A 24,354-nucleotide genomic window follows, 5' to 3' on the forward strand; every position below is an offset into this window, starting at 1 on the left:
CCCAAGGAGCAAGATCATGGCATCGAGTCACATTGACGCGCTGAAGGAAAAACGTCGCGCGGCGCTGCTCGAATACTGCATTGGCCAAGCGGCCACGGCGAAGTACCCGTTTTTGAAAACCGCGGCCGACCTGTTCGAACTGCTGCGCATGGATCCGCTCGACACCTCCAGAGTCCAGAGCTCCTGGATAGCCGAAGCGATCAGTTGCTTGCAGCACTACATCCATGCCGTATACCGCAAACTGGAACCCGGCTTTGAAAACCAGGAGTTCGACAAGCGTCACCTGCTCGAATGGGAGTTGTACAACAACTACCCGGACTGGGCTGCGGTGCAGTTGATTTCGTGCTACCCGGAAAACTACATCAATCCCTTTGTGCGTTTGCGCAAGACCAGCCTGTTCAAAAAACTCGAGAACAACCTCAACCAGACGCGCTTGAGCACTGAGTCCGTGCAGTCAGCGCTGCAGGACTACCTGCAGGCCTTCGAGCAAATCTGCGATCTGGATGTGATCAGTTGCTACATGGATGGCGTGACGCCTGCCAGAGCCGATTATTATTTTGTCGGGCGACAGCGGGTGCAACCGTTCCAGTACTTCTGGCGCAAGGCCGAGATTGAGCTGGGCGGCACGAATGAGACGGTCAATCCGGCGGCATGGAGTGAATGGCAGGCCGTGGACATTCCCGCTGCCAACGAGGTGCTGGATATCCGCCCGGTATTCTGGAATGGCCGGTTGTGTCTGGTCTGGGCGGAATGGCGTACCGAGGTCGGGACTAAAACTGCCACCGAACGGATCCCCTTCAAACTGGACATCAACCTGGCGTTCATGACGCAGAACGGCCAATGGTCGGCGCCGCTGTGCGTGCACAGTTCGGAGCACGATAAAGACATTTTGCCGGGCGCCCGACTGATCGCAAGTGTGCGCACCGACAACCAGAACCCCAAGGGCATGCTCGGGATTTTACTGTGGGGCAGGTTCGAGCCTGCAGATTCTCCCGACCTGAAGGTGCATGCGGTTTACGACGTGTTGATGCGCGCCCTCCCCGGAGACGGCGGGGCGTGGCTGGATCTGGCGTTGGAACACCGATTCGTCAGCAAGGAAACGGTTCAGCACCCACTTAGCAGTCAGGTGACTGTTGTGTCCCGTGTGCAGACACCCGGTTACCTGATCGACTATCTGGAGCTGCGCGCAACGGCGTTGCGGGTGGGAGAAAAGGATTACCTGACGGTGCAGGGGTATTGCAGGCCTACGGGACGGTCCAGCGCTCTGGTGAATATGAAGCTGGGAATTGAGGGGGCTGCCGGTGAGGATCCGGCTCCGATAGAAGAAATGCTTGATGAGGCGGGTGGTTGGGTTACCCAATCGTGGGAATCCAGCCGAGACAAAGGTACATGGCCTAAACCGACCACGTTTTCTCTGGGCACTCCCTCCGCCTATGGGGGCGACATGCGGTTTGACCTGACGATTGTCAACGTCATGGACCTCCCCCCCCCTCCAACTTTGCATAAAAACGCTGGCGATGCGGCACAGTTTCTGTCCTTCAATCAACCTGACCTGGAAGTGAAATTCGTCCGGCTCAATTCATTGTTTGGCCCGGAACTGGTGCAGCGTTCGAATATTTCCGTGGATGCCGTGCTGGACTGGGACACTCAGTTCATTGCGGAGCCGCCGCCCGCCGGCGGGGCGTTGGTTGAGCCCAATGGCGCTTTCAATGGAGCCAATGGCCTGTATTTCTGGGAGCTGTTTTTCCATTTGCCGCATTTGATGGCCACGCGTTTGCGCGATGAAGAACGTTTCCGCGAGGCACAAAACTGGCTGCATTACCTGTTCGATCCGCAGGCCCCCGAAGTGCCAGACCACGCCAACCCGAAGCCGGCGTGGTGGCGTTGCCGGCCTTTGAATGTCATCAAGGTTCCAGGCGATCCGGGATGTGAAAGCCAGAACCCCACGGATCCGGATGCCATTGGTTACGCAGCGCCGGCGCACTTGCAGATTCTGGTGTTCACCGATTATGTGAAAAACCTGATGACCTGGGGCGACTGGTATTACCGGCAACTTACCCGTGACAGTCTGGTGGCCGCCAAGCTGTGCTACGTCCAGGCCGAATTTCTGATGGGCGAGCCACCAACGGCCGACACGAGGAGCCGCTGGCAAACCGACACGGTCGCCAACCTGTTGGCCAAGGGCTCTACGCGGCCCCGGCTCGAAGCTCTTGCACAGACCCTGAATTTCAGCCTGGCGCATTACCCGTTCGCCTCCGATACCCCACCGATGCTTGGGCGGTTGGCGTGCCCGCCGTTTGAAATTCCCATCAATCAGAGGCTGCTCGACCTGTTTGCCCTGCCGGGACAACGGCTGGACAACCTGCGCAATTACCTCACCATCGATGGCAAGCCTATGGATAACGCGTTATTCAGCCCGGCGACGGATCCGGATCGATTGCTGCGTGACCTGGCGTCCGGCGGTGTAGCCGGGCCGAGACCGATGGGTGGGCGAATGGTGGTCAATGCATTCCGCTGGCGCGTGACGTTCGAAGTCGCGCTGCGGGCTGTGCAGGCGCTGCAGGATTACGGCAGTCAGGTGCTCAGTCTGCTGGAGCGCCGTGATCGCGCCGAGCAGGAGGAATTGCAGCAAAGCCATCTGGTGGAATTGGGCCACTACGCCGAGACGGTGCAGGACCAGTCGATCTCCCAGTTGGAGGCGAATCTGGCAGCGCTGGAGCAAAGCCGCGCCATGGCGCGGGATCGGGCCAGTACTTACGCAGAACTTCACAAGCAAAACGTTTCGCAGGATGAATATGAGGTCATGTCGAAGCTGAAACAGTCGAAAACAATCGCGCTGCACGCCCAGGGCTTCAGAACCGTCGCGGGCATCGTTGCGGCATTCCCGAACATATTCGGCACGTCCAATGGTGGCTCCGAACCGGAACATGCGGTTGATGCACTGGCTAAAATCATGGAGCTTTCTTCGTTGAGTACGCAGATCGACGCCGACAGCCAGGCAACGACCGAAGCTTACCGTCGGCGCCGAGGAGAATGGGCGCTGCAGCGCGATCAGGCAGATCTGGAGGCGCTTGCGATCGAAGAGCAGATAGCTGCGCTGAGACACGCGCTCGCTGCGGCACGCGCCAACCTTGCACAGACCCTGAGGGCCAACAGTCAGGCATTGACGGTCTACAACTACCTGAAAAAACGCGCGAGCAATGCCGAACTGTTCAGCTGGATGCTCGGTCAGCTCAAGGCACTGCATTATCAGGCCTACGATGCAGTCATCAGCCTGTGCCTCAGCGCCCAGGCTTCGCTGGCCGCCGAAACCGGCGATTACGATACGCAAATCCCCTTGCCCCAGGTCTGGCTCGACCACCGTCATGGCCTGACGGCCGGTGAGCAGTTGCGCGGGTATCTGCTGCGCCTGGAGCGTGAATACCTGCAACGCCACGAGCGGCGGCTGGAACTGGTCAAAACCATCTCCCTGCGACGGTTGTTCGAGGATGAGCCGGATTCCCGGGTGGGCGTTGCCGACTGGGCGGAGGCCTTGGAGCAATTGCAAACCACGGGGATATTGGAATTCAACCTCTCCCAGTTGCTGTTCGATCGTGATTATCCGGGACATTTCTGCCGGCAGATCAGTTCGGTGGAGATCGATCTGCCGGTCCTGACCGGCCCCAATGAGAATGTGCGAGCGATCCTGCAGCAAATCAGCAGTATGACGGCGACCCGGCCAACCCCCGAGTCCGTCAAGTACATGCACAACCCTGGCGGGGCGGCGCCACTTGAGGTGCTGTTCAACATGCGCAGCGCTCAGCAAATAGCATTGTCGGTCGGGATCGCCGATAACGGCTTGACGAACATGAAAGCCGATGAGGGACTGCACGCCCCGTTCGCATGCACCGGTCTGGCCTCCCGGTGGAGATTGATTTTTCCGTGGCCCGGTAAACAACCGCAATCCGCCATGCTTCAGTCATTGACCGACATCACCATGCGCATCAGCTACACCGCCAGGGCCGGCGAGCCGACGTTCATCCTGAAAGTCCAGGACATGGTCACCGAGGCTGAAAACGCCCGGCTGAAAAAGCCAATCCAAGGAGCAGGCAACCATGAATGAGCCGATCATCCAGGCGAACAAGAGTCTGATCCAAAATGGCGACTTCAATGACAAGCTCAATGGCTGGATTCGCAAAGGAGTCGTGGGCCTGGGGGAGGAACTCTATGGAAGTGAGTTCACCAGGTTCATGAAAGTGGGGGTCGGTGCCTCGGCTTCACAGGACGTTACCGTCCCGAAAACGCCTGACGCCACCGCAAGCTATGAACTGAACTTCCTTTGCGAGCTGCGGCCCGGGGTTTCATGGTCAGGCGAACCGGGCCGGTTGCGTATCCTCAAGGGGAGCGATGTGTTAATGGACATCGAACTCGTGCGCAACCCGGAGGACGATCAAAGTCGCCTCGGCACGCAGCAGCCGCTGGATTTCCTGCCGATTGCCTATCGACAATCGCTGGACGATCTGGTGTTTGAAAGTGGCGACTCGTTGAGCTTCGAAGTCAGTGGTGTTCCGACCCATGCCGGCGACAATCGCTCGATGGTGCTTATCACGCACATCGACCTTCAACTGAAACTTGCCCCGCTGCAACTCCAGCATTTGTATCTGGACGAGGAAGTTCTGGCACCTGGCCAAACGTTGCATCTGTGCCTGGGCGCATCTGTTGGCGGCAATCAGAGCGACCCCCTCTACATGGCGCACGAGCTGTCTTTCATGCCCCTGGACGACAACGCCTGGCTCGGTACGAACATCGCTTTGACCGCCCTTGGCAACCCGCAGGAAGCGGTCAAGGCTGACCCTGAATGGGAGGTCGATGGACCGCTGTCATCAGAATGGACGCTCGACTGCCCGGTGATCGGCGACGCGAACAGCTATGAGTTCTCGATCAGTCTGCTCAACCAGTTCAACGCTGAGCCTTATGCGATTGACGTGTCATTGGGGCACCATCGTCTGGCTTTTCGCGAGGTGCTGGCAGCAGCTTATGACCCGGTGCTCGAATATAAACAAAGTGTCCCGCTCGGGGTGCAAGTCATTTCGTTCTACACCAGCGAGGCGCTGGATGGCCGGACAGTGAACTGGACGGCTCCCGGGCAACGTGTGATTGGCGCCAGCGTCACCAACGAGCAAGGCTGGGTTTATTTTGATTTTGAACCGCAAAGAGCGGGTGAGGTTGTCATCACGGCATCGGTCGAAAGCCCTTATTACGCCAGTGGCAAAGTAACGCATGAATTCACGGTCAATGTGTTGGCGACTGATCCGTGGAACGATCTGCGTGCCGTCGTCGGAGAAGAAGTAACGCAGTGGAGCGTGACCGGTTATCCCGACCGGGGCACCGTGTACCCGGTCATCGTGCGCCTGCCCGACGACAGCCCGTTGCGGGGCACTGATCTGTCGCTGCACTGGAGCGGCGTCGGCCACGAGCAATTAGGGGTCAAGGTCAGTCCGGCGCTCGAGGAGCCGGTGCGGTTCGATGGGAGCGATATCCACTGGACGCTGACGAGCGAGGACCGGGTCGACGGGCAATTTGGCCTGTCATTGGGCTGCTCCAGGCTGTTGTTGCCGTCCCCGGTCAAACCCATGTCACTGGCGCGCAATCGGATCAGGGTGGGGGAGGTGCGGGAGGCCAACAAATATCCGATCGTCGACGAAGCAGAGAGTGTGCTGCTGCGCGTGCAAGCGGTGCATGAAGTGGTCAGCGGCGATGGTGATCCGGTCAGCAATGTGTTGGTCGAATGGATTACTCCTGATGGTGAACCGGTTCACGTTGTCACTGGATCGGGCGGCTGGTCCGGTTTTCACTATAGGCCGGAAACGGCCGGGGAAAAGTCAATCACGGCGCGCCTCAGGGCGTACCCGGAAGATCGCGGGGTCGAGTACTCCTTCACCGTCAACGCCGTTGCCACGAACCCCTGGAAAAATCATGTCAGGATCTGGCTCGACGACGCAGAAGTCCTACGCAATACATTGGGGGTGCTCTGTCGACGCGGGCAGACTCACACCCTGAAAGTCGAACCTGTTGAGGGCAGTGACTGGATCGGGGGCAATATCAGCCTGCACTGGCGCGGCGTTGATCCTGATATCGGATTGGTGCCTGAAGGACTGGGAGAGCCCAGGCAATTGACGTCGGCAGGGGTGCAATGGGAATTGGGCTCCGACAGCGGCACCAGCCACAGCAGCCTGTTCGAGCTGGAACTGCGCCTTGACGGCGTAGCAGAGGTTCGCGAATTGGCAGGACGCCTGGTGTCTGCGGATCTGACCGAGGAACTCACGCTGATGCTCGATCAGGTGTCATCGAACCTGGATGATGGCGGGCTCTATCCGTGCCTGGGGGCTGTTCACCGCTTCAAGGTTTTACCTCATGTACTGAGTCCGTTGGTGGGGCTTGAGGCATCTCTGATCTGGTCGGGCACATCGGCCGACTCATTGGGCGCGACCGTCGCCCCGCCGCTCGATCATGCGCAGACGCTGGACGACGGCGGCGCGATCTGGACGCTGGACTTCACCGGCAGTGAAGCACCGGGCGAATTTGCCCTGACCCTCGCTTTGCCTCAGTTGAATTTCACGGCGATTGCCAAGCCGATGACGCTGGCTCACAACAAAGTCAGATTTGAGGACTGCCGCGAGTCGGCGGTCGATCCGGTCATTGGCCAGGCGCCGGCGTGGATGTGGGTGCAGGTGTACTCGCATTACACCAACCGCCCTGTGGATCAGGCACCGGTGAACTGGTACATCGAGGAAAACCCGCGAGCAATCCCGACCACCGTCGATGGCTGGAGCGGTTTTGGCTTCAGGCCGGAGATTGACGGCGAGCAGTCGGTAACTGCGTCGGTACTCAGTCGTTATGACGGCTACGAAGATTGTCGTGCAATGCCGATCAAAGCGCTGGCCAGCGATCCGTGGAAGGGCGTGATGGTCAGTTTCGACGATCAGCCGGAGCAGCTATTGGGCGAACGAACGTTTTTCCCGCGACGCAATGGGCAGCATCGACTGCACGTGCGAGCGCCAGAAGGCAGTGTCTTGCTGGATCAGCTCTTCACCATGGGCGTGACGGGGAACCGACCTGCAACACTCGGCATACGCTTCGAGGAACCGAAGCCTGGCGCCCCCAGATTGTTGCCAGACATAGGGCAGATCTACAGGTTCTGGGTGGACGACCTCAGCGACGGCAATTTCGGAATGCGTTTTGCCTCCGCCCGGCTGGCCAGCCTGTCCCCCGTGAACGCCATGTCGGTGGGGCAGGGCGAACAGGTGGTGAAGATCGCTGAACGCCAGCGGGTCAACCAGGCGTTGCTCTGGGGCGATGCCGTGACTGAGCAGGTGACGGTCATCTCGTCGATCAGCGGCAAGCCAATGGTGGCAGTCGCCGTGACCTGGCGCAGTCCTGACCTAGGTGTGGTGACATCGATCACCAACTTCTACGGGGTGGCGAAGGTTGAATTTGTACCGACTACACCTGGAACGCAGGAGCTGACCGTATCGGTGGGGGGCGCACTGCATTCGGATTCGATGGCATTGCCGTTTTTCCTGCATGAGCCTCGCAAGATCCAATCGTTGATCAGTCCTGATCCGACAGGATATCCGGGGCAAGAAGTCAGCGCACAGGTCATTGTGGTTTCCGCCAGAACCGCTGAGCCGTTGGTGGATGTCGAGGTGGAGTGGGACTATCCGGGGATCAAGATCGCCCCGACGAAAACAGATGGCACCGGCAAGGCCGAGGTCACGTTCAGGCTTCCTCCGATCAAGGAGGGTTGGTTGCTTGCCTCTGTGAAGGGCGGTTACGCGGGATGGGAGTTCAATTCGATGATTTTCAGCGCGATTGCAAACTCGGATACCTGGATGCAGGAGTTCACGCTTTGGCTCGATGGCAAAGAGGTGAGCCTTGTTGACGGGAAGCTGCTGCTGTCTCATGCAACCGCTTACGACCTCGAATTAAGGGTAAGGCCGCACAGTTGGCTGAAACCTTGGGCTGAGGTGGCACTTGAAGACTCGTCCGGGGCGCAGGCGCTCGGGCTGACGTTTGATCCGGATCTTGACACCTTGCGCCCGGTAAACGATGAACCCATTCGGTGGTCCGTCAATAACGAAGGCCCATGGCGCAATGGCGACTTCACTTTGAAGTTCACCAGTCCAAGCATTCCGGACCGATTGTTGCCTGGACAATTGTTCGATGTCGAGGCAGAGCTGGACATGAAATTCGACAGTTTCGCCAAAGTCTTTGGGCATGACACGTCGTATCCCTGTCATGGCGGGTTGCATGTGATCAGATTGCGGGCAAAACAAGGCAGTCCGCTGATGGGGGCTTATATAAGGCTGGGATGGCAAGGCGCGAGCGCTGAGAGTCTTGGAGTGAAAATAACTCCTGACATTGAACAGGAGTATCAACTCGGACAGGAGTGGTTATCGTGGACTATCGATTGTCGAGAAAGCATCGGCGATGGCTCGTTTGCCCTGACGCTGACGACGCGTAATGATCAATGGCTGATTTTGCCTACGGCCATGCGCCTGGCGCATAACTGGGTGACAGCAGAACGCTGGGAGCGAGACATTGAGATGGGGACCGGGGAAATAATGACCCAAAATGGCATTCGGGCGACCTCCAAAATGACGAAGCAGCTTGCGCCGGGTGTTCGAGTCTCGGTTCAGCATTCCGATTCAAGCGAGATCTACTACTTGACAACCGGTCACTCCGGCGAAGCAGTTGTCAATACGCACAGGGGCGTAACTGCCGATCTGAAAATTTACAATCACTACGACGGCAGCACTGTCTGATTGCAAGTTGTTGCTCTTGCTAATGAAGCCGCGCCTGTTCCAGCCGGAGAAGGCGTTAAAACCCTCCGGCACTCTTCAACGCCAGATATCGCGCTACCAGTTCTGCCCCGAACTCCGCTGGCCGGACATCCATCACCGAAACTCCATGAGCACTCAACCGCTCATGGAGTTCTGCGCGCTCATTCAGGTAATTCACTGTCGCGCAGTAAGCGAGTGCCTCGGGCAATGTCTGCACCGTTGTATTGCGCAGGGTGTCGAGGGTTTCTTCGCGCAGACTGGCGACCAATACCCGATGTTGTGCGCTCAGACGCTTGACCGCGCTCAGCAATTCTTCATCGTCTTCATCACGCAAGTTAGTCACCAGCACCACCAGGGCACGGCGTTTCTGGCGACTCAGCAGTTGATTGGCGGCGGCCTGGTAATCGGCCGGGCGTTGTGTGCTGTCGAGGTCATAAACCGCGTTGAGCAATACGTTCAATTGCCCAGCGCCTTTGACCGGCGCCAGATGGCGCCGCGTGTCGCCGGCGAAGGTACTCAGGCCCACCGCATCGCCCTGGCGCAGGGCCACGTAGCTGAGCAGCAGGCAGGCATTGAGCGCGTGGTCGAAATGCGAGAGTTCATCGTCCTGGCTGCGCATGCGACGGCCGCAGTCGAGCAGGAAAATGATTTGCTGGTCGCGCTCATCCTGATACTCGCGGGCAATCGGCGTGCGTTGACGGGCGGTGGCTTTCCAGTCGATCTGACGCAGGCTGTCGCCCTCACGGAATTCGCGCAGTTGATGGAATTCCAGGCCCTGACCGCGCCGCTGGCGCTGACGCACACCGAGCTGGCTGAGCCAGTTGTCCACGGCCAACAGCTCACCGCCGTAGAACCGGGCGAAATCCGGGTAGACGCGGGTCTCGTCGCTGACGCTGAGCAGGCGTTTGCCTGACCATAAGCCCAGAGGGCTCGGCATGTTGACTTCGCAGTGTTCAAAGCGCAAATGCCCGCGTTTGGCCGGGCGCAGACGGTAGCGGATCTGGCTCGAATGGCCGGGTTGAAGCTCGACGGCCCATGGCAGATGTTCAAACGCGAGGCCGTCGGGAACGTGGTCGAAAAGACTGATTTGCAGCGTATCGGCGAAGTCATGCGCAATGTCCAGTTGCACCTCTGCCCAACGCCCAAGTGCCAGACTGCCTGGCATCTGCCGCTTGATGTGCGGCGAGGGCAGGCGTCTGAGGCGCAGCGCATCAATCACGGCCAACGCCAACAGAGCCAGGAGCAAACCCCAATTGATCGAAATCAGGCTCGACGGAAGCTCTCTGCCGAGTGCTTGAAGGGCACCGAGTACAATGCTGACGACCAGCAGCAGGGCCAGCCAGTTCAACAGCAGCCGCGAGGGTTTCACAGGCGCGGCGCCGGCACTTGATCGAGCAATTGCGCGAGCACCTGATCGACCTGCAGACCCTCGATATCCAGCTCCGGAGCAATGCGCACGCGATGACGCAGCACGGCCAGCGCGCAACCCTTGATGTCGTCGGGAATCACGAACTCGCCACCACGCAACAAGGCGCGGGCGCGGGCGCAACGCACCAGGGCAATCGAGGCACGGGGGCCGGCGCCCAGGGTCAGCCCCGGCCAGGTGCGCGTGCCGCGCGCCAGGCGCACGGCGTAATCGAGCACCTGATCGTCCAGCGGCAAGTCACTGGCAATCCGTTGCAGGGCTTGCACGTCCCTGGCCTGCAATACCGTGCGCAGCGGTTGCACATCGAGCATGTCGGCGCGGCTCGAGCGACACACCTGACGGACCATGTTCAGTTCCTGATCGGCATCGGGATAATCCATGCGCACCTTGAGCATGAAACGGTCGAGTTCGGCTTCCGGCAGCGGATAGGTGCCTTCCTGCTCGATCGGATTCTGTGTGGCCAAGACCATGAACGGTTGCGCGATCGGCAGGGCGCGACCTTCGAGCGTGACCTGACGCTCCTGCATCGCTTCGAGCAGCGCTGCCTGGGTTTTTGCCGGGGCGCGGTTGATCTCATCGGCCAGCAGCAGGTTGGTGAACAACGGGCCTTTGCGCAGCTTGAACTGTTCGGTCTGCAAGTCATACACGGCATGGCCGGTCACGTCGCTGGGCATCAGGTCCGGGGTGAACTGGATGCGTGCAAACTCACCGCCAAAGCAACGCGCCAGTGCCCGCACCAGCAAGGTCTTGCCCAGACCGGGCACGCCTTCGAGCAACACGTGGCCGCCGGCAATCAGCGCGGTCAGCACGTCGTCGACCACCGCGTCCTGGCCGATCAGCGCTTTTTTCAATTCGTTGCGCACCGCCTGCGCCAACTGGCTGGCACGCTGGCGTTGCTGAGCGGTATGCGTGGCGCTGCCGGGCTCGATCTGTTCAGTCATAACGCGTTCCTCAAGGTTTGCAGGTGAGCGACCTGCCGGCTGAATTCGGCGCTGGATAAACGCTGCTTCGCTCGTGGGCTCAGGGCCTGGCTGATGGCGCGGGTGGGTTGCCGGGTCAGGCGCGACAACGCCAGCCATTGTTCGGCAACGTTCAGTTGATCGAAACCGGGATGGCGGCGGCGGGCGCGGCGCAGCACGTCCTGTTGCAGTGCTTGCAGCAGCGCCTGCTGGCCGTTGTGGCGCAGCAGGAAATCGGCACTGGCGCGCAGGTGTTCCTGCAATTGCCGGCGTCCGCTCGGGGCGGGCAGCTGCAGCGGGCCATGGCGTACGCCAGCGTGCCACAGCCACAGGCCGACCAAGGCGAGCAGGGCGACGATGGCCTGTGGAAAGTAGCGCCATAGCAGCGTCCACAGACCATCGTGCGCCGTGTTGTAAATCAGCGTGACGTCGGTGTCGGCGCTCAGGTACCAGAGCAGCCAGGCGTTATCGTATTGGCCGATGGCCGGGGTTTTCCACAGCTCGGCATCGGTGACCACGGTGACCGTGCCGAGGCCGTACACCCGTTGCATCATGTGCGTGGCTTTGGCGCTGTTGGCCCAGGCTTGGGCTACGTTGTTCGGGTCGTCGAGGTGGAAGTCGGTGTCGAACCCGGCGTAGGCCGGCGCGTCTTCGTCTTCCAGATACAGCTTGGTCAGTTTCGGGAAACGATCCTTTTCCACTGCCTCAGGAGGATCTTTCAGGTCCTTGCTTAGCGACTGGTGCAGTTGCACTCGATCGAGCAGCAGATCGTTGCTTTGTTGACTTCGCGCATCCCACAGCGACTCGGCGACAAACACCAAGCGCCCGCCGGCGCGAGTCCAGTTCAACACCTGATCGACTTCTCGCGGCGTCATCCGCGCGCGCTCGCCGAACAACAACAGAGTATTACCGTGCGGATCGATCTGTGGCAGCACCGCCAGGGTCTCGGCGTGGGTGACCACGAGGCCGCGTTCGCGCAGAAATATTTCCGCCGCCAGATACGGGTTGGCTTGCGCGGTGGGCGAGGGGCCGTGATCGATAACTTCCTGATATGGCCGGGCTTTGAGAAACAGAAAAAGGCTCAAGCCGCCGAGCAGCAACAGCGCCAGCGCACCGATCGACCAGCCGATGCGCCGGTTCAATGCGCAGCACCTTTGGCAAACAATGTACGCCAGCCGTCGCACAATTCCGCTTGCAAATGAGCGGGTGGAATCCGGTGCCCGTAGGCCATGTTCTGCCAGTGAACAGTGAGGTTGCGGCTGTAGGCGAGCAGGTTCGGGCGTTGCAATTGTTCGATGCGTTCGAGGATCTGGCTCTCGGTGTCGGCGGCTTTCAGCGTCAGATCGAAATCGTGCAGCAGATGGCTCAGCAGCCCGCGATAGAGCAGGCCCAGCGCGGCACGAGGTTCGCTGAGCCACAGCTGTTCGGCGCTGGCGGCGATGTCATCAGGCAAGGTTTCAAGGTTCAGATCGAGGCCGAAAACTTGTGGCGCCGCCGGACGTTTGCTGCGCGATGGCAGGTTCGGTCGGCGGCTGACAAAGGCCTGGAGAAATTCGCGATAACGCCAGAGCAGCCAGCCCAGCGCGGCGATCAACGTTCCCCACAGCAGCACTTCAATCACGCTGGCGAGGCTATCGAGGTGCCGACCATCGAGCCAGCCGAGCAGGGTCTTCAGCCATTGCGGTGCCTCACCTGTCTGCTTGTCCTCGGCCGGACTCGCCGGGTCATCGCCGAAGCGATAGCGGGTGACGCTCTCTTTGTTCTTGAACGGCGGTTGTTCGAGCAGCGACTGGATGCTGTCGTGCGAGGCCTGACTGGTCAGCGGTTGATTGAGCAGTCGTGGCGCGTCCGGCGTATTAGCCGCCCATACCGGTTGCAGGTTCGGCAGCAGCAGGCATGCGGCCAGCAGTACACCGAGCACGCCGTTGTTCAAGCGCTGACGCAAACGGCGGAACACCAGCTCGATGTCCCAGGCTTCCAGTTGCGTGCGCCGGTTGAGGTAGAGGCTGAAGCCGCAGGCAACATACACCGGCTCCCAGACCACCAGGATCAGCGCATAGAAAGCGTTGGTCAGGTGTTCCAGCCAGCGCCAGTCCTGATCGGCCGCGAGCAGCAGCGACTGCCAGTCCCAATCGGTTTCGATCTGCTGCGGCAGGAGTATGTAAAACAACACCATCAGACCAATCCACAGCGCGGTTTCCAGATGCACGCCGATAATCGTCAACCACTGCGCGGCGCCGCCGTTGCGCTGCAACAGTACCTGCAGACGTTGTTGTCTGGCCTCGCCGTCGAGGCCTTCGAGTTGCGTCACCGGCAGCACAAAGCTGCGACTCAGGCTCAGCCGTCGCCAGGTCAGACTGGCCAGCAACTGCGGCCTTAGCAGGCGCGGCCATTCACGCAATGCCTGCTTGAGCGTCGGCGTTTCACCGAACAGTGCTTTGGAGAGGATGTACAACGGCAGGCGTTCATATGCTGGTTTCAGCCACCAGAAAATGAACACCGCCAGCGACGGTGAATCCCACAGCAACAGGCTGAGCAGGGCGAACAGCGGCAGGGTGACGATGGCCCAACTGGTCATCAGCAGACGCCGATGTTGCTGGCTCATCAGTACGCCGAGGTCCATGGCTTCCCAGGTCGTGCGCGGGCGAATCACCACGCTGGCATCACTCAGGCGCATGGCGGATCCTTCCGGCAAACAGCAGATAAACCGCGACGGCCAGCCACAGCGCGGCGCCGACTGCGTATTTGGTCAGCGGCGTGACGCTGGTTTTCGACGACCAGTAAGCCTCGATGAATGCTGCGATCAGCAGGAACAGCATCACCCCGCACACCAGCAACACGCTTTTTCGCGCGGCCAGACGCAGCGCCTCGCCCCATGTCAGACGTCCGGGGGCGATCAGCGCCCAGCCCAGCTTGAGGCCCGCCGCGCCGGCGAGGGCAATGGCGGTCAGTTCGAACGCACCGTGACCGATCACGAACGACCAGAAGGTCTGGCCGAAACCGATCTCGCTGAGATGCCCGGCCACCGCGCCGATGATCATGCCGTTGTAAAGCAGGAAAAAACCGCTGCCCACGCCCATCAGCAAACCGCTGGCGAACGTTTGAAAGGCGATGCCCGTGTTGTGCATCACGTAATAGCCGAACATTACCCAGTCTTCGCTGGCTGCCCGTTCCGCCGAGCGTCCGAGGTGGCCGGCAACGGGGTCGTACATGCCTTGCATCTCGCGCACCTGTTCGGCCGGGATCAGGTTGTAGATCAGTTCCGGGAACAGATAAACCAGCACGCCAAAACCGATCAGGCTGACGAAGAACAGCAGGCTGGCGACCGCAACGAAGCGCCACTCTTCGCGCACCAGTCGCGGGAAGTCGGCGAGGATGAAACTGATGATTTGCGCGCCGAGGCGACTGCGCTGCCGGTACAGCTGTTGATGGCCGCGCAATACCTGCTGCTGCAATGAGTCGATCAGAAAACTGCTGTAGCCGCGCTCCTGGGCCAGAGCCAGATGTTGGCAAAGACGTCGATAGGCCTTGGGAAAAGCCGCTACTTGCGAGGTGTCCTTGCCGTGTTCGAGGCGTTCCAGCGCCAGGGCGAAGCGCTCCCATTCGGCCTTGTGGCGGGTTTCGAACAGGCTCTGCTTCATGGGGTCGGCCCCAGCAGGCCGCGCGCGATACCGTTGAGTTCGGACACGGCTTTGGGCGCGGAAATATGCAGCGGCTGCGCCAGCAACGCTGCCAGCTCATTGACCCGTGCCGGCGATAGCTCGGCCTGACGCTCGGCGAAACCGAGTAGCGCGCGTTGTTCGCTGAGCGTGAGAGCGACAGGGCAGCGGCGAGGTTCGGCCTCAGGCAATTGCGGGCGACTGAGCGGGCGTTCGCTGTAGACCACCAGTGTGCCGGCGGCAATGTCGCCGAGGCGTTTGAAGGTCGGGTGTTGCAGGCAACTGACTGCACCGAGGAAATAGCCGAAGGGCAGCAGATCGACAAAACGCAGCAGGTTACGCAATAGCGAGGCCGACCAGCCGATCGGCGTGCCGTCGTCATGGACGACGCGCAAGCCCAGCCATTGTTTACCCGGCGAGCGGCCCTGGCGCAGCACTTCGAACAGCACCATGTACCACCAGCTGATGGCGAACAGCAGCAAAGAACCGAGGCCCATACCGAGCTTGCCGAGAAATGCCAATGCGATAAACAGCACGCCGAGAATCAGGCCGCGGATGCCCAGATCGATGCCAAACGCCACGGCGCGCACCATCAACCCGGCAGGGCGCAAGGGCAGGTCGATACCTTCCGGCGTTTCGACCTGATGCCGCGTATCCAGCGGTGCTTTCCTTGGCGGTGCTGTGGGCTCGAGCATGGGTTACCTGATGTTCGCCTGTTCAGAGTGCAATTGCGCCTGATGCTAGCAGCCTCTCGGGTGTGGGAGCGAGCCTGCTCGCGAATGCGGTGGATCAGTCAGTCCATTTGCAACAGACAGAAAGCTTTCGCGAGCAGGCTCGCTCCCACAGGGAAAATGCGATTCACCTGTAGGAATTTGGAGAAATTGCTGTTCGAGGGCGACGAGGCTGGCCGTGGCAACCCTGGAGCGCCTAGACTTCGCCGATCTTCTGTTCAGGATTCGCCCGTGACTTCAATCTTCTGGTACGACTACGAAACCACTGGCATCAATCCGCGCAACGACCGTCCGCTGCAAGTCGCCGGGATTCGTACTGACCATGCGCTCAACGAAATCGACGAGCCGGTCAATCTCTACTGCCAGCCCAGCGAAGACATCCTCCCGCACCCGGCCGCCTGTGCGATCACCGGCATCACCCCCGGCCAGCTCGCCGAAAAGGGCCTGAGCGAAGCCGATTTCATGACTCGCGTGCATGCGCAACTGGCCGCACCGGGCACGTGTGGCGCCGGTTACAACACCTTGCGTTTCGACGATGAAATGACCCGCTACAGCCTGTATCGCAACTTCTTCGACCCCTATGCGCGGGAGTGGCAGGGCGGCAACAGTCGCTGGGATCTGATCGATGTGGTGCGCGCCGCTTACGCATTGCGTCCCGACGGTCTGGTCTGGCCGACGGATGATGAGGGCCGCGTGACCCTCAAGCTCGAGCGTCTCACGGCGGCCAATAATATCGATCACGGCCATGCCCACGAGGCGCTGTCGGACGTGCGCGCCACCATCGCACTGGCGCGGCTGATTCGCGAGAAACAGCCCAGGCTCTACGAGTGGCTGTTCCAGTTGCGCAGCAAGCAGAAAGTGCTGGATCAGATTCGTCTGCTGCAACCGCTGGTGCATGTGTCCGGGCGTTTCTCGGCGGCGCGCAGTTATGTCGGCGTGGTCCTGCCGCTGGCCTGGCACCCGAAGAACCGCAACGCCTTGATCGTCTGTGACTTGCATCTCGATCCACAGGGGCTGCTGGACCTGGACGCGCAAGTCCTGCGCCAGCGGCTGTATACCCGCCGCGATGAGTTGGAGGAAGGTGAGTTGCCGGTGCCGCTCAAGCTGATTCACATCAATCGTTGTCCGGTTGTAGCGCCGCTGGCGGTATTGCGCGCAGAAGATCAGCAACGCCTTGGGCTGGATATGGCGCTTTATCAGGAGCGGGCACTGCGACTAACTGACGCACAACAAGTCTGGAAAGATAAAATCGCGGCGATTTATGCCAGCGAAGATTTCACACCCAGCGAAGATCCCGAGCAGCAGTTGTACGATGGTTTTATCGGTGATCGCGACCGCCGTCTATGTGAGCAAGTTCGAATGGCGGATCCTGCGCAATTAGCGCAAGAGCAGTGGCCTTTCGATGATGAACGTTTGCCCGAATTACTTTTTCGATATCGAGCACGCAACTTTCCGGACACCCTGGATGTTGCCGAGCAGGAGCGCTGGAAATTATTTTGTCAGCAGCGTCTCACGCAACCCGAGGCAGGTGCGCCGAATACCGTGCAGGCATTTATCGAGGCAGCCGAGCAATGGTCGCTTAGTGCGACGCCAATGCAGAGAGACGTGCTCAATGACTGGCAGAACTATGTCCAGGCATTACGCAAACGTTTGAATCTGTGAAATTGAACATGCCCGGAAATAATTGACGGGCATAAAAAAAACGCCAGCGCAAGCTGGCGTTTTTTTGTTCGCGGATCGCTCGGCGAAGATGTTGCGGCTTAGCCCAGCAGGGTAGCCCAGCCTTCAACCACGTCGCCGCCCCACTTGGCTTTCCACTCTTTCAGAGTCTTGTGGTTGCCACCTTTGGTTTCGATGACTTCACCGTTGTGCGGGTTTTTGTATTGCTTAACTTTGCGTGCACGTTTGGTGCCGGTAGTTTTCACTGCGCCGCCACGTGGGGCCTTGGATTTGGCTTCCGGATCCAGCAGCGCGATGATGTCACGCAGCGACTTGGAGTATTCACCCATCAGCGTGCGCAGTTTGCCTTCGAATTCCAGCTCGGCTTGCAGTTTGTCGTCTTCCGACAGGTTTTTCAGACGGGCTTGCAGCTCTTTGATGGCTTCTTCGGTGGCGCGATATTCGTTGATCAAGGACATGAGTACTACCTTTTGTAGAATGCTGAATGACAGGGGACAGTGCCGCAATAATAGTCAGGCTGTTTCATCAAGTAAACATTTAGATCGGCTTTTTATTTAAATGAGTTACAGGAATTAGCCGCCAATTGAATGTTCAGTTAAATAATGTGATGCAGTCAGCACAGATATTTACAGTTGTCTGACAAAAGCCTCGCTAAAGCGTCACGGTCTTGACGAAGACCCGCGTCAGAAAGTCGTTTCGCCAGGCTTCGTTGCGAGCGGCGCGCATGCGTACTGCAGTTTTCCTGCACAGTCGCTAGAATGGCGGCCTTTGTGAAGTTCTGGAGTTTCCCCCTCATGCGCACTTTTCGGCTGGTGATATCTTGCCCGGACCGCGTTGGCATCGTTGCCAAAGTCAGTAATTTTCTGGCCTCTCATAACGGCTGGATCACCGAAGCGAGCCACCACTCTGACAATCAAGTGGGCTGGTTCTTCATGCGTCACGAAATTCGTGCCGATTCGCTGCCGTTCGGTATCGAAGAATTGCGCGAGAAGTTCGCGCCGATCGCCGAAGAGTTCTCGATGGACTGGCGCATCACCGACACCGAGCAGAAGAAACGCGTAGTGCTGATGGCCAGCCGCGAATCGCACTGCCTGGCCGACCTGCTGCACCGCTGGCACAGCGACGAACTGGATTGCGAAATCTCCTGCGTGATTTCCAACCACGACGACCTGCGTAGCATGGTCGAGTGGCACGGCATTCCTTACTACCACGTGCCGGTCAATCCGCAGGACAAGCAGCCTGCATTCGACGAAGTGTCGCGCCTGGTCAAACAGCACGACGCCGAAGTGGTGGTGCTGGCGCGCTACATGCAGATCCTGCCGCCGGACATGTGCCGCGAATATGCGCACAAGGTCATCAACATTCACCACAGCTTCCTGCCTTCGTTTGTCGGCGCCAAGCCGTACCACCAGGCGTCCCTGCGCGGCGTCAAACTGATCGGCGCGACCTGCCACTACGTGACCGAAGAGTTGGACGCCGGCCCGATCATCGAGCAGGACGTGGTGCGTGTCAGCCACAGCGACAGCATCGAAGACATGGTGCGTTTCGGCCGTGACGTCGAGAAGATGGTGTTGGCCCGCGGCCTGCGTTATCACCTCGAAGACCGTGTGCTGGTGCACGGCAACAAGACAGTTGTGTTCTGATCGAGCACTGCATGCTTGAAAAACCAAGGGCTTGGGCGTTGAATCGCTCAGGCCCTTGTCATTTGAGTCCGAGGAAAAGCCATGAACGATCCACTGGACAAAGCCACATCAAAAGCGCCCGCCACCCTCGGCGAAGGTTGCCTGAGTCGCTACGACCCCGACGACATGAGCGCTGAGGACGGCACCGAATTCCCCGGCGCCGCCGAGCTTTGGGAACAGGTGAAAACAGAGTCGGACGATGAAACGGGTAATGCCTGAAAAGATCGCAGCCTTCGGCAGCTCCTACAGAGAGAATCGCGTTTCAATGTAGGAGCTGCCGAAGGCTGCGATCTTCAGGCTTGGCGCACTTTCATCAGCTTCTTCAGCAACGGCTTGCCCAGCATCAACACGAACACAGGGCCGCCGACCAGCAGATAGAAGTAATACGTCACCACTCGCCAGATCAGGATCGCCGCCGCTGCGGTGGATTTGCCCACCATCGGTGCGAGGAGCGCAGCAGAAGTCAATTCCGCCGCCCCTGCGCCGCCGGGTAACAGACTGAACTGGCCGGCGCCCAGCGAGAGCATCTGCACCAGAAAACTCCATGCCCACTGCAAGTCGGCACCGAGCCCGCGCAGAGCCAGATACAACACGCTGTAACGCAGCAGCCAGTGCAAACAAGTCAAGGCGAACACCTGAACCAGCGTCTGCCAGGGCAACTTCAAGGTATCGGTAAACGCCGCGAGAAAGTGCAGCAACTTGCGCGCCCAGCGCCTGCGAGTGCGCGCCGTGACGTTCATTCCTGCCAATACCCGACCGCTCAGGCGAATCAACGCTCGGTGATAGCGCGCAATCAATACGCAACTGAACAAGCCGCCGAACAGCGAAACGGCGCTGACTGTCAGTAGCCACTCGAGGCGATCGCTCAGGTGCTGGAACAGCGCGTAGATCAGAATCCCACTCAGCGCGCAGAGAAAGAACAACAGATCGCTGAGTTGGTCCATGGCAAACACCGCGCTGCCCCGCGCCGGACGCACGCCGCACCGGGCCAGCAAGGCCATGATGGTCAGCGGCCCGCCGCTGCCCCCGGGCGTAGCGCAGTAGGCGAACTCGGCCGCCATCACCACACCGAGGCTTTTCAACGGTGCGACCTTTTCACGCTGATCGCCGAGCAGCAAACGCAGGCGCAGGGTATTGATGCCCCAGCACAGCAGAATCATGCCGAACATGATCAACAGCCAGTTCAGCGGGAAAGCGCGCAAACGCGACCAGGTTTCGCCGCCGCCGAGCAGCACAGGAATCAGCACTGCTGCGAGCAGACCAATCAGCAACAGCAGGCTGCGCTTCATGCTGCGCGTTCCAGTTGACCGTGCTGTCGGGCGAGCCAGTCGATCTTGGTCAGCGGCACGCGTCCGTCCGCCAGCAGGCGTTCCAGCGTGCGTAACCAATAATCTCGAGAGAAACGATGGCGCATGTCGACCGGATGCAGACCCAGGCGAATCACCGGGGCTTCGCGCCAGCGCTGTTCACGCTGGTCGCTGACGATTTTCGACAAGCCGCGCCGCCAGGCACTGCGCGCACTCCACACCAGTCCCGGTGCATCTACGGCGCTAAAGTCGGGCAAGCGATAAAGATGCTGCGGATCGCTGGTGTAACTGAGCGGCAATTCGCGCAAGGCCTGACGGGTGCCGTCGCTCATCAGCCACGCCGGGGCGACGAAGCCGTGCACTGGCCAGTCGTAGCGCTGAAAAATTTCCAGCCCGGCGTGCAGGCGGGCGAGGGCTGCTTCGCGGGACAGCCGATAGAACTCACCTTCATGGGTGTAGACCCGGCGCATGAACCAGTCGCGCGGGTTGTGCGACATGGGTTCCTGGTCGTCATGGTAATAACCGTGCAGCGCCAGTTCATCGCCTCGGGCGACCCGGGCATCGAGCACTCGGCGAAATGCCGGGTTGGCATCAAGCGCATCGTGGCGATGGAAGTCCGGCACCACCAGCCATGTCATCGGCACATTGCCCAAGGCATCGACGGCCTCGACGAAGGGCTGGTAATCACCCCAGGTCGTAGGCGCCACATCATGCAATACCAGACAAACCGTTTTCATTGGCTCAACCATTGGCCACCCGTGGCAGCGTATGGCCGAGCACGGCGTGGTAGTGGCTGAGCAGGCTGTCGACTACGGTATCCCAGGCGTAATGCCGTTCGACATGCTGGCGCGCCTGACGGCCGAGCCGATCACAGCCGCGACTGAACAGCTCGCGCACGGCGTTGGCCATGGCCTGCGGATTATTCGGTGCACAGAGCAGACCGCAGGAGTCATTGACGATCTCTTCAAACGCACCGGCCGCGACTGCCACCACTGGAATGCCACAAGCCATGGCTTCAAGAATGACCAGACCGAAAGTTTCCTGATCACCGGCATGCAGCAGCGCATCGGCGCTGGCCATCAGCCGCCCGACTTTTGGCGCCGGGCAAAATTCGTCGATGACACTGACGTTGTCCGGCACCGCTGCGGGCATCGACGAGCCGACCAGCAGCAAGTGATAACGCGGACCAAGGCGTTGCATGCACTTGAGCAGTACCGGCAGGTTTTTCTCCTTGGACCCGCGCCCGGCGAAGATCAGCAGGCGGGTGTCTTCGGCAATGCCCAGTTCGGCCCGCAGGCCGGGGTCGCGGGCGTCGGGATGGAAGGTATGCAAATCCACCCCTAGCGGTTGTACATAGACATTACGCACGCCAAGCGCCGTGAGCTTGTCGGCCATGACCTGGCTCGGCGCAAGCACGCGGTCGAAATTGCCATAGAGACGGGTGACGTAGGCCTCGACATTCGGCGTGACCCAATGGCCCATGCGATTACCCGCCAGCAGCGGCAGATCCGAGTGATAAAAGCCGATCACCGGCACATCCAGCTGCCGCCGCGCATCCAGCGCCGCCCATGCGGTGAGGTAGGGATCGCCAACTTCGATCAGGTCCGGCTGCAAATCCTGCAGAACATTTCGCCATGGCGCCAGGCGCAGCGGGAAGCGATAGCCTTTGCCGAAGGGCAGCGCGGGCGCTGGAACCGTGTAAATGCCGTCATGTTCACCCAGTCGTGCGCCGGGGATCAGCAGGCTGTGACGAATGGCGTTGCGGTCGCCGAGGCGACGGTGTTTGGCATCCAGATAAGTCCGTACGCCTCCGCTGGCCGGGGCGTAGAACATGGTGATGTCGGCGATATGCACGGTGAGCAACCCTCCGCTGTGTTGTTCTCCCTTGGTTGACCGTTATCCAGAATAGATGTTCGGTCGGGATTGCGCGGTGCGGGGCACATGCAAAAAGATCGCAGCCTTCGGCAGCTCCTACAATTGGAATGCGTTTCCCCTGTAGGAGCTGCCGAAGGCCGCGATCTTTTGATCTTAAATCCTGAAGCTGCCTACCAGTTGCTTGAGACGCGAAGCCTGCTGCTCCAGATCCGAGCACGCACGCAAGGTCGCTTGCAGGTTTTCGACACCTTCCTGGTTCAGCGTATTGATCTCGGTGATATCGACATTGATCGACTCGACCACCGCAGTCTGCTCCTCGGTCGCGGTCGCCACCGACTGGTTCATCCCGTCGATCTCGCCAATGCGCAGGGTCACGCTGTTCAGGCGTTCGCCAGCGAGGTTGGCGATCTCGACGCTGTCCTGGCTGTGGCGCTGACTGTCGCTCATGGTGCTCACCGATTCCCGGGCGCCGACTTGCAGCTCCTCGATCATGGTCTGCACCTGTTGGGCCGATTCCTGGGTGCGGTGCGCGAGGTTGCGCACTTCGTCGGCCACCACGGCAAAACCACGACCGGCCTCACCGGCGCGCGCCGCTTCGATCGCCGCGTTCAGCGCCAACAGGTTGGTCTGCTGGGAAATGCTGGTGATCACTTCGAGAATCTGGCCGATGTTGACGGTCTTGCTGTTCAGCGACTCGATGTTGGTGCTCGACGCGCTGAGCATGCTCGACAATTGATTCATCGCCTTGATGCTGCGCTCGACCACTTGCTGGCCATCCTCGGCCAGACCCCGGGCGTCACTGGCCTGATTCGAAGCCTGTGCGGCATTGCGGGCAATTTCCTGCGCGGCGGCGCCGAGCTGATTGATCGCGGCAGCAACGCTGCTGGTGCGCGAAGCTTGCTGGTCGGAGTTGTACATCGACGAGTTCGACGCTGCAACGACGCGCAGGGCGACCTCGTTGACCTGGCCGGTGGCCGAGGACACTTCGCGGATCGAACCGTGAATGCGCTCGACGAAGCGGTTGAATGCGGTGCCAAGGATGCCGAATTCATCGTTATTGACGATGTTCAGGCGTTTGGTCAGGTCGCCTTCGCCGTCGGCGATGTCTTCCATGGCGCGGGTCATCACGTGCAGTGGCTGGATCAGCAGGCGAATCAGCATGCCGAGCAGGGCAATGATGATTGCCACGGCAATAATGGTCGCGATCACCGCCGAGGTGCGGAATTCGCTGAGCATCGCATAGGCCTGGTCTTTATCGATCGACAGACCGATGTACCAGTTCACCGATGGCAGGCCTTTGATCGGCGCGAAGGTGACGATGCGGGTTTTGCCATCCACCGTCACTTCACTGAAGTCGCTGCTGATGCGCGGGGTGTCCTGCGGGTAGGCTTCTTTGAGCGATTTCATCACCAGAGCCTTGTCCGGGTGGACGAGGATCTTGCCGTCGGCACTGATCAGGAACACATAGCCCATGCCGTCGAAATCCCGCGCGGCGAGGGTATCGACCAGCGATTGCAGACTGAGGTCGCCGCCGACCACGCCAACGCTCTGCCCGGCCTTCTTCGACGCGGTGGCGATGGAGATGATCAACTGGCCGGTGGCGGCATCGATGTAGGGTTCGGTCAGGGTCGACGTGCTGCTGCTTTCGGCACCTTTATACCAAGGGCGCACGCGCGGATCGAAACCGTCCGGCATCTTCACGTCCGGGCGGATGGTGAAATGCCCGGTGGCATCGCCCAGGTAGGTGGCCATGAACGTCGAAGTCAGGCTTTTCTGCTCGAGCAGGCTGGCGACCGTGGCAGGTTCCGGGTTGATGGCAATGTTTTGTGCGGCGTTCTCGATCAGCAGAATGCGCCCGCTGAGCCAGGTCTGGATATTGCCGGCGGTGACCTCGCCCATTTCGTTGAGGTAGTTATTCAGATCATCGCGGATCGCATTGCGCTGCAGCCAGTCGTTGTACAACGTGAACGAGGCGAAAGCGGCAATGACGATGAGAGCGGCGGCAAGCAAAATCTTATGGCTGAAGCGCAGGTTTTTGTTCATGGCTTGGGGTTCCGCTAAGGTCTTAATGTCCTGGGCGTGCTTTGATAGAGGCGCGCACTATGGGCAAGGTTGAAAAACTGATATTTCCGGCTCTCCTTAGGGAAATGTCTGACCCGATTTTCTGACGGGTTCGTCCACTTTATGTATCGGCCATGTGTCATCAAAGATTA

General features: G+C 59.9%; 16 protein-coding genes and 1 pseudogene. 5 read left to right on the top strand and 12 right to left on the bottom strand.

The features are described from left to right. The first annotated feature begins 16 nt into the window (after positions 1-16). On the top strand, positions 17-4,102 hold the full coding sequence (locus tag AC0Z4S_RS14035; RefSeq protein WP_485623438.1) for a Tc toxin subunit A-related protein: 4,086 nt from the start codon (positions 17-19) through the stop codon (positions 4,100-4,102). Continuing rightward, positions 4,095-8,804 (top strand): Ig-like domain-containing protein, encoded by a 4,710-nt coding sequence (locus AC0Z4S_RS14040; protein WP_485623439.1) that lies wholly within the window; start codon positions 4,095-4,097, stop codon positions 8,802-8,804. Before AC0Z4S_RS14035 ends, AC0Z4S_RS14040 begins: the two co-directional genes overlap by 8 nt. Positions 8,805-8,859: 55 nt before the next feature. Here AC0Z4S_RS14040 and AC0Z4S_RS14045 read toward each other — a convergent pair whose 3' ends face one another. Genes AC0Z4S_RS14045 through AC0Z4S_RS14070 form a run of 6 tightly spaced genes read right to left on the bottom strand, consistent with a single transcriptional unit; the run spans position 8,860 to position 15,561 of the window. Next, positions 8,860-10,191 carry a DUF58 domain-containing protein gene (locus AC0Z4S_RS14045; RefSeq protein ID WP_485623440.1) on the bottom strand — a complete coding sequence of 444 codons (1,332 nt, stop codon included), beginning with the start codon at positions 10,189-10,191 and terminating at the stop codon, positions 8,860-8,862. Next, complete coding sequence (locus tag AC0Z4S_RS14050) at positions 10,188-11,189, bottom strand: AAA family ATPase (RefSeq protein ID WP_485623441.1); 1,002 nt, start codon at positions 11,187-11,189, stop codon at positions 10,188-10,190. The genes AC0Z4S_RS14045 and AC0Z4S_RS14050 overlap by 4 nt, the downstream gene beginning before the upstream one ends. After that, positions 11,186-12,349 (bottom strand): DUF4350 domain-containing protein, encoded by a 1,164-nt coding sequence (locus tag AC0Z4S_RS14055; protein ID WP_485623443.1) that lies wholly within the window; start codon positions 12,347-12,349, stop codon positions 11,186-11,188. The genes AC0Z4S_RS14050 and AC0Z4S_RS14055 overlap by 4 nt, the downstream gene beginning before the upstream one ends. Further along, positions 12,346-13,884, bottom strand: coding sequence for a DUF4129 domain-containing protein (locus tag AC0Z4S_RS14060; RefSeq protein WP_485623445.1), 1,539 nt, complete (start codon positions 13,882-13,884; stop codon positions 12,346-12,348). The genes AC0Z4S_RS14055 and AC0Z4S_RS14060 overlap by 4 nt, the downstream gene beginning before the upstream one ends. Next, a complete protein-coding gene (locus tag AC0Z4S_RS14065) occupies positions 13,871-14,848 on the bottom strand; it encodes a stage II sporulation protein M (RefSeq protein ID WP_485623446.1) in 978 nt (325 codons plus the stop codon). The genes AC0Z4S_RS14060 and AC0Z4S_RS14065 overlap by 14 nt, the downstream gene beginning before the upstream one ends. Beyond that, positions 14,845-15,561, bottom strand: coding sequence for an RDD family protein (locus AC0Z4S_RS14070; RefSeq protein ID WP_485623447.1), 717 nt, complete (start codon positions 15,559-15,561; stop codon positions 14,845-14,847). The genes AC0Z4S_RS14065 and AC0Z4S_RS14070 overlap by 4 nt, the downstream gene beginning before the upstream one ends. Positions 15,562-15,828: 267 nt before the next feature. Between AC0Z4S_RS14070 and sbcB the strand changes: the two genes are divergently transcribed. Continuing rightward, entirely contained in the window at positions 15,829-17,259 is a 1,431-nt protein-coding gene (gene sbcB, locus AC0Z4S_RS14075; protein ID WP_485623448.1) for an exodeoxyribonuclease I, read from the top strand. 98 nt (positions 17,260-17,357) lie between these two features. Here sbcB and mvaT read toward each other — a convergent pair whose 3' ends face one another. Beyond that, on the bottom strand, positions 17,358-17,735 hold the full coding sequence (mvaT, locus tag AC0Z4S_RS14080; protein WP_016773476.1) for a histone-like nucleoid-structuring protein MvaT: 378 nt from the start codon (positions 17,733-17,735) through the stop codon (positions 17,358-17,360). 336 nt (positions 17,736-18,071) lie between these two features. Here mvaT and purU point away from each other — a divergent pair, with 336 nt between their 5' ends. Both purU and AC0Z4S_RS14090 read left to right on the top strand, forming a co-directional pair. Continuing rightward, positions 18,072-18,920: a formyltetrahydrofolate deformylase gene (gene purU, locus AC0Z4S_RS14085; protein WP_016773477.1), complete on the top strand. Its 849-nt coding sequence runs from the start codon at positions 18,072-18,074 to the stop codon at positions 18,918-18,920. 81 nt (positions 18,921-19,001) lie between these two features. Then, complete coding sequence (locus AC0Z4S_RS14090; RefSeq protein WP_485623450.1) at positions 19,002-19,178, top strand: hypothetical protein; 177 nt, start codon at positions 19,002-19,004, stop codon at positions 19,176-19,178. A gap of 74 nt (positions 19,179-19,252) precedes the next feature. Here the strand turns inward: AC0Z4S_RS14090 and gpgF are convergent, their stop codons facing one another. From gpgF to AC0Z4S_RS14115, 5 genes and pseudogenes are all read right to left on the bottom strand, one after another. Then, complete coding sequence (gene gpgF / locus AC0Z4S_RS14095; RefSeq protein ID WP_471877995.1) at positions 19,253-20,248, bottom strand: glucosaminyl phosphatidylglycerol flippase; 996 nt, start codon at positions 20,246-20,248, stop codon at positions 19,253-19,255. Further along, a complete protein-coding gene (gene gpgD / locus AC0Z4S_RS14100) occupies positions 20,245-21,015 on the bottom strand; it encodes an N-acetylglucosaminyl phosphatidylglycerol deacetylase (RefSeq protein WP_485623451.1) in 771 nt (256 codons plus the stop codon). Before gpgD ends, gpgF begins: the two co-directional genes overlap by 4 nt. After that, positions 21,008-22,120 carry an N-acetylglucosaminyl phosphatidylglycerol synthase gene (gpgS, locus tag AC0Z4S_RS14105; protein WP_485623453.1) on the bottom strand — a complete coding sequence of 371 codons (1,113 nt, stop codon included), beginning with the start codon at positions 22,118-22,120 and terminating at the stop codon, positions 21,008-21,010. The genes gpgD and gpgS overlap by 8 nt, the downstream gene beginning before the upstream one ends. A gap of 174 nt (positions 22,121-22,294) precedes the next feature. Next, entirely contained in the window at positions 22,295-23,059 is a 765-nt protein-coding gene (locus AC0Z4S_RS14110; RefSeq protein ID WP_425375757.1) for a methyl-accepting chemotaxis protein, read from the bottom strand. Positions 23,060-23,152: 93 nt separating this feature from the next. Continuing rightward, positions 23,153-24,184, bottom strand: a pseudogene (locus AC0Z4S_RS14115) (HAMP domain-containing protein); the annotation flags it as partial. Positions 24,185-24,354 lie beyond the last annotated feature (170 nt).

Source organism: Pseudomonas sp. 1L-B-1-E-C1 (assembly GCF_057291835.1).

Excerpts from the sequence above, each read along its gene's own strand:
- AC0Z4S_RS14040 (WP_485623439.1), top strand. The coding sequence starts at position 4,095 with ATGAATGAGCCGATCATCCAGGCGAACAAGAGTCTGATCCAAAATGGC.
- purU (WP_016773477.1), top strand. The coding sequence starts at position 18,072 with ATGCGCACTTTTCGGCTGGTGATATCTTGCCCGGACCGCGTTGGCATC.
- mvaT (WP_016773476.1), bottom strand. The coding sequence starts at position 17,735 with ATGTCCTTGATCAACGAATATCGCGCCACCGAAGAAGCCATCAAAGAG.
- gpgD (WP_485623451.1), bottom strand. The coding sequence starts at position 21,015 with ATGGTTGAGCCAATGAAAACGGTTTGTCTGGTATTGCATGATGTGGCG.
- AC0Z4S_RS14060 (WP_485623445.1), bottom strand. The coding sequence starts at position 13,884 with ATGCGCCTGAGTGATGCCAGCGTGGTGATTCGCCCGCGCACGACCTGG.
- AC0Z4S_RS14050 (WP_485623441.1), bottom strand. The coding sequence starts at position 11,189 with ATGACTGAACAGATCGAGCCCGGCAGCGCCACGCATACCGCTCAGCAA.
- AC0Z4S_RS14090 (WP_485623450.1), top strand. The coding sequence starts at position 19,002 with ATGAACGATCCACTGGACAAAGCCACATCAAAAGCGCCCGCCACCCTC.
- gpgF (WP_471877995.1), bottom strand. The coding sequence starts at position 20,248 with ATGAAGCGCAGCCTGCTGTTGCTGATTGGTCTGCTCGCAGCAGTGCTG.
- AC0Z4S_RS14065 (WP_485623446.1), bottom strand. The coding sequence starts at position 14,848 with ATGAAGCAGAGCCTGTTCGAAACCCGCCACAAGGCCGAATGGGAGCGC.
- AC0Z4S_RS14110 (WP_425375757.1), bottom strand. The coding sequence starts at position 23,059 with ATGTACAACTCCGACCAGCAAGCTTCGCGCACCAGCAGCGTTGCTGCC.
- AC0Z4S_RS14070 (WP_485623447.1), bottom strand. The coding sequence starts at position 15,561 with ATGCTCGAGCCCACAGCACCGCCAAGGAAAGCACCGCTGGATACGCGG.
- AC0Z4S_RS14035 (WP_485623438.1), top strand. The coding sequence starts at position 17 with ATGGCATCGAGTCACATTGACGCGCTGAAGGAAAAACGTCGCGCGGCG.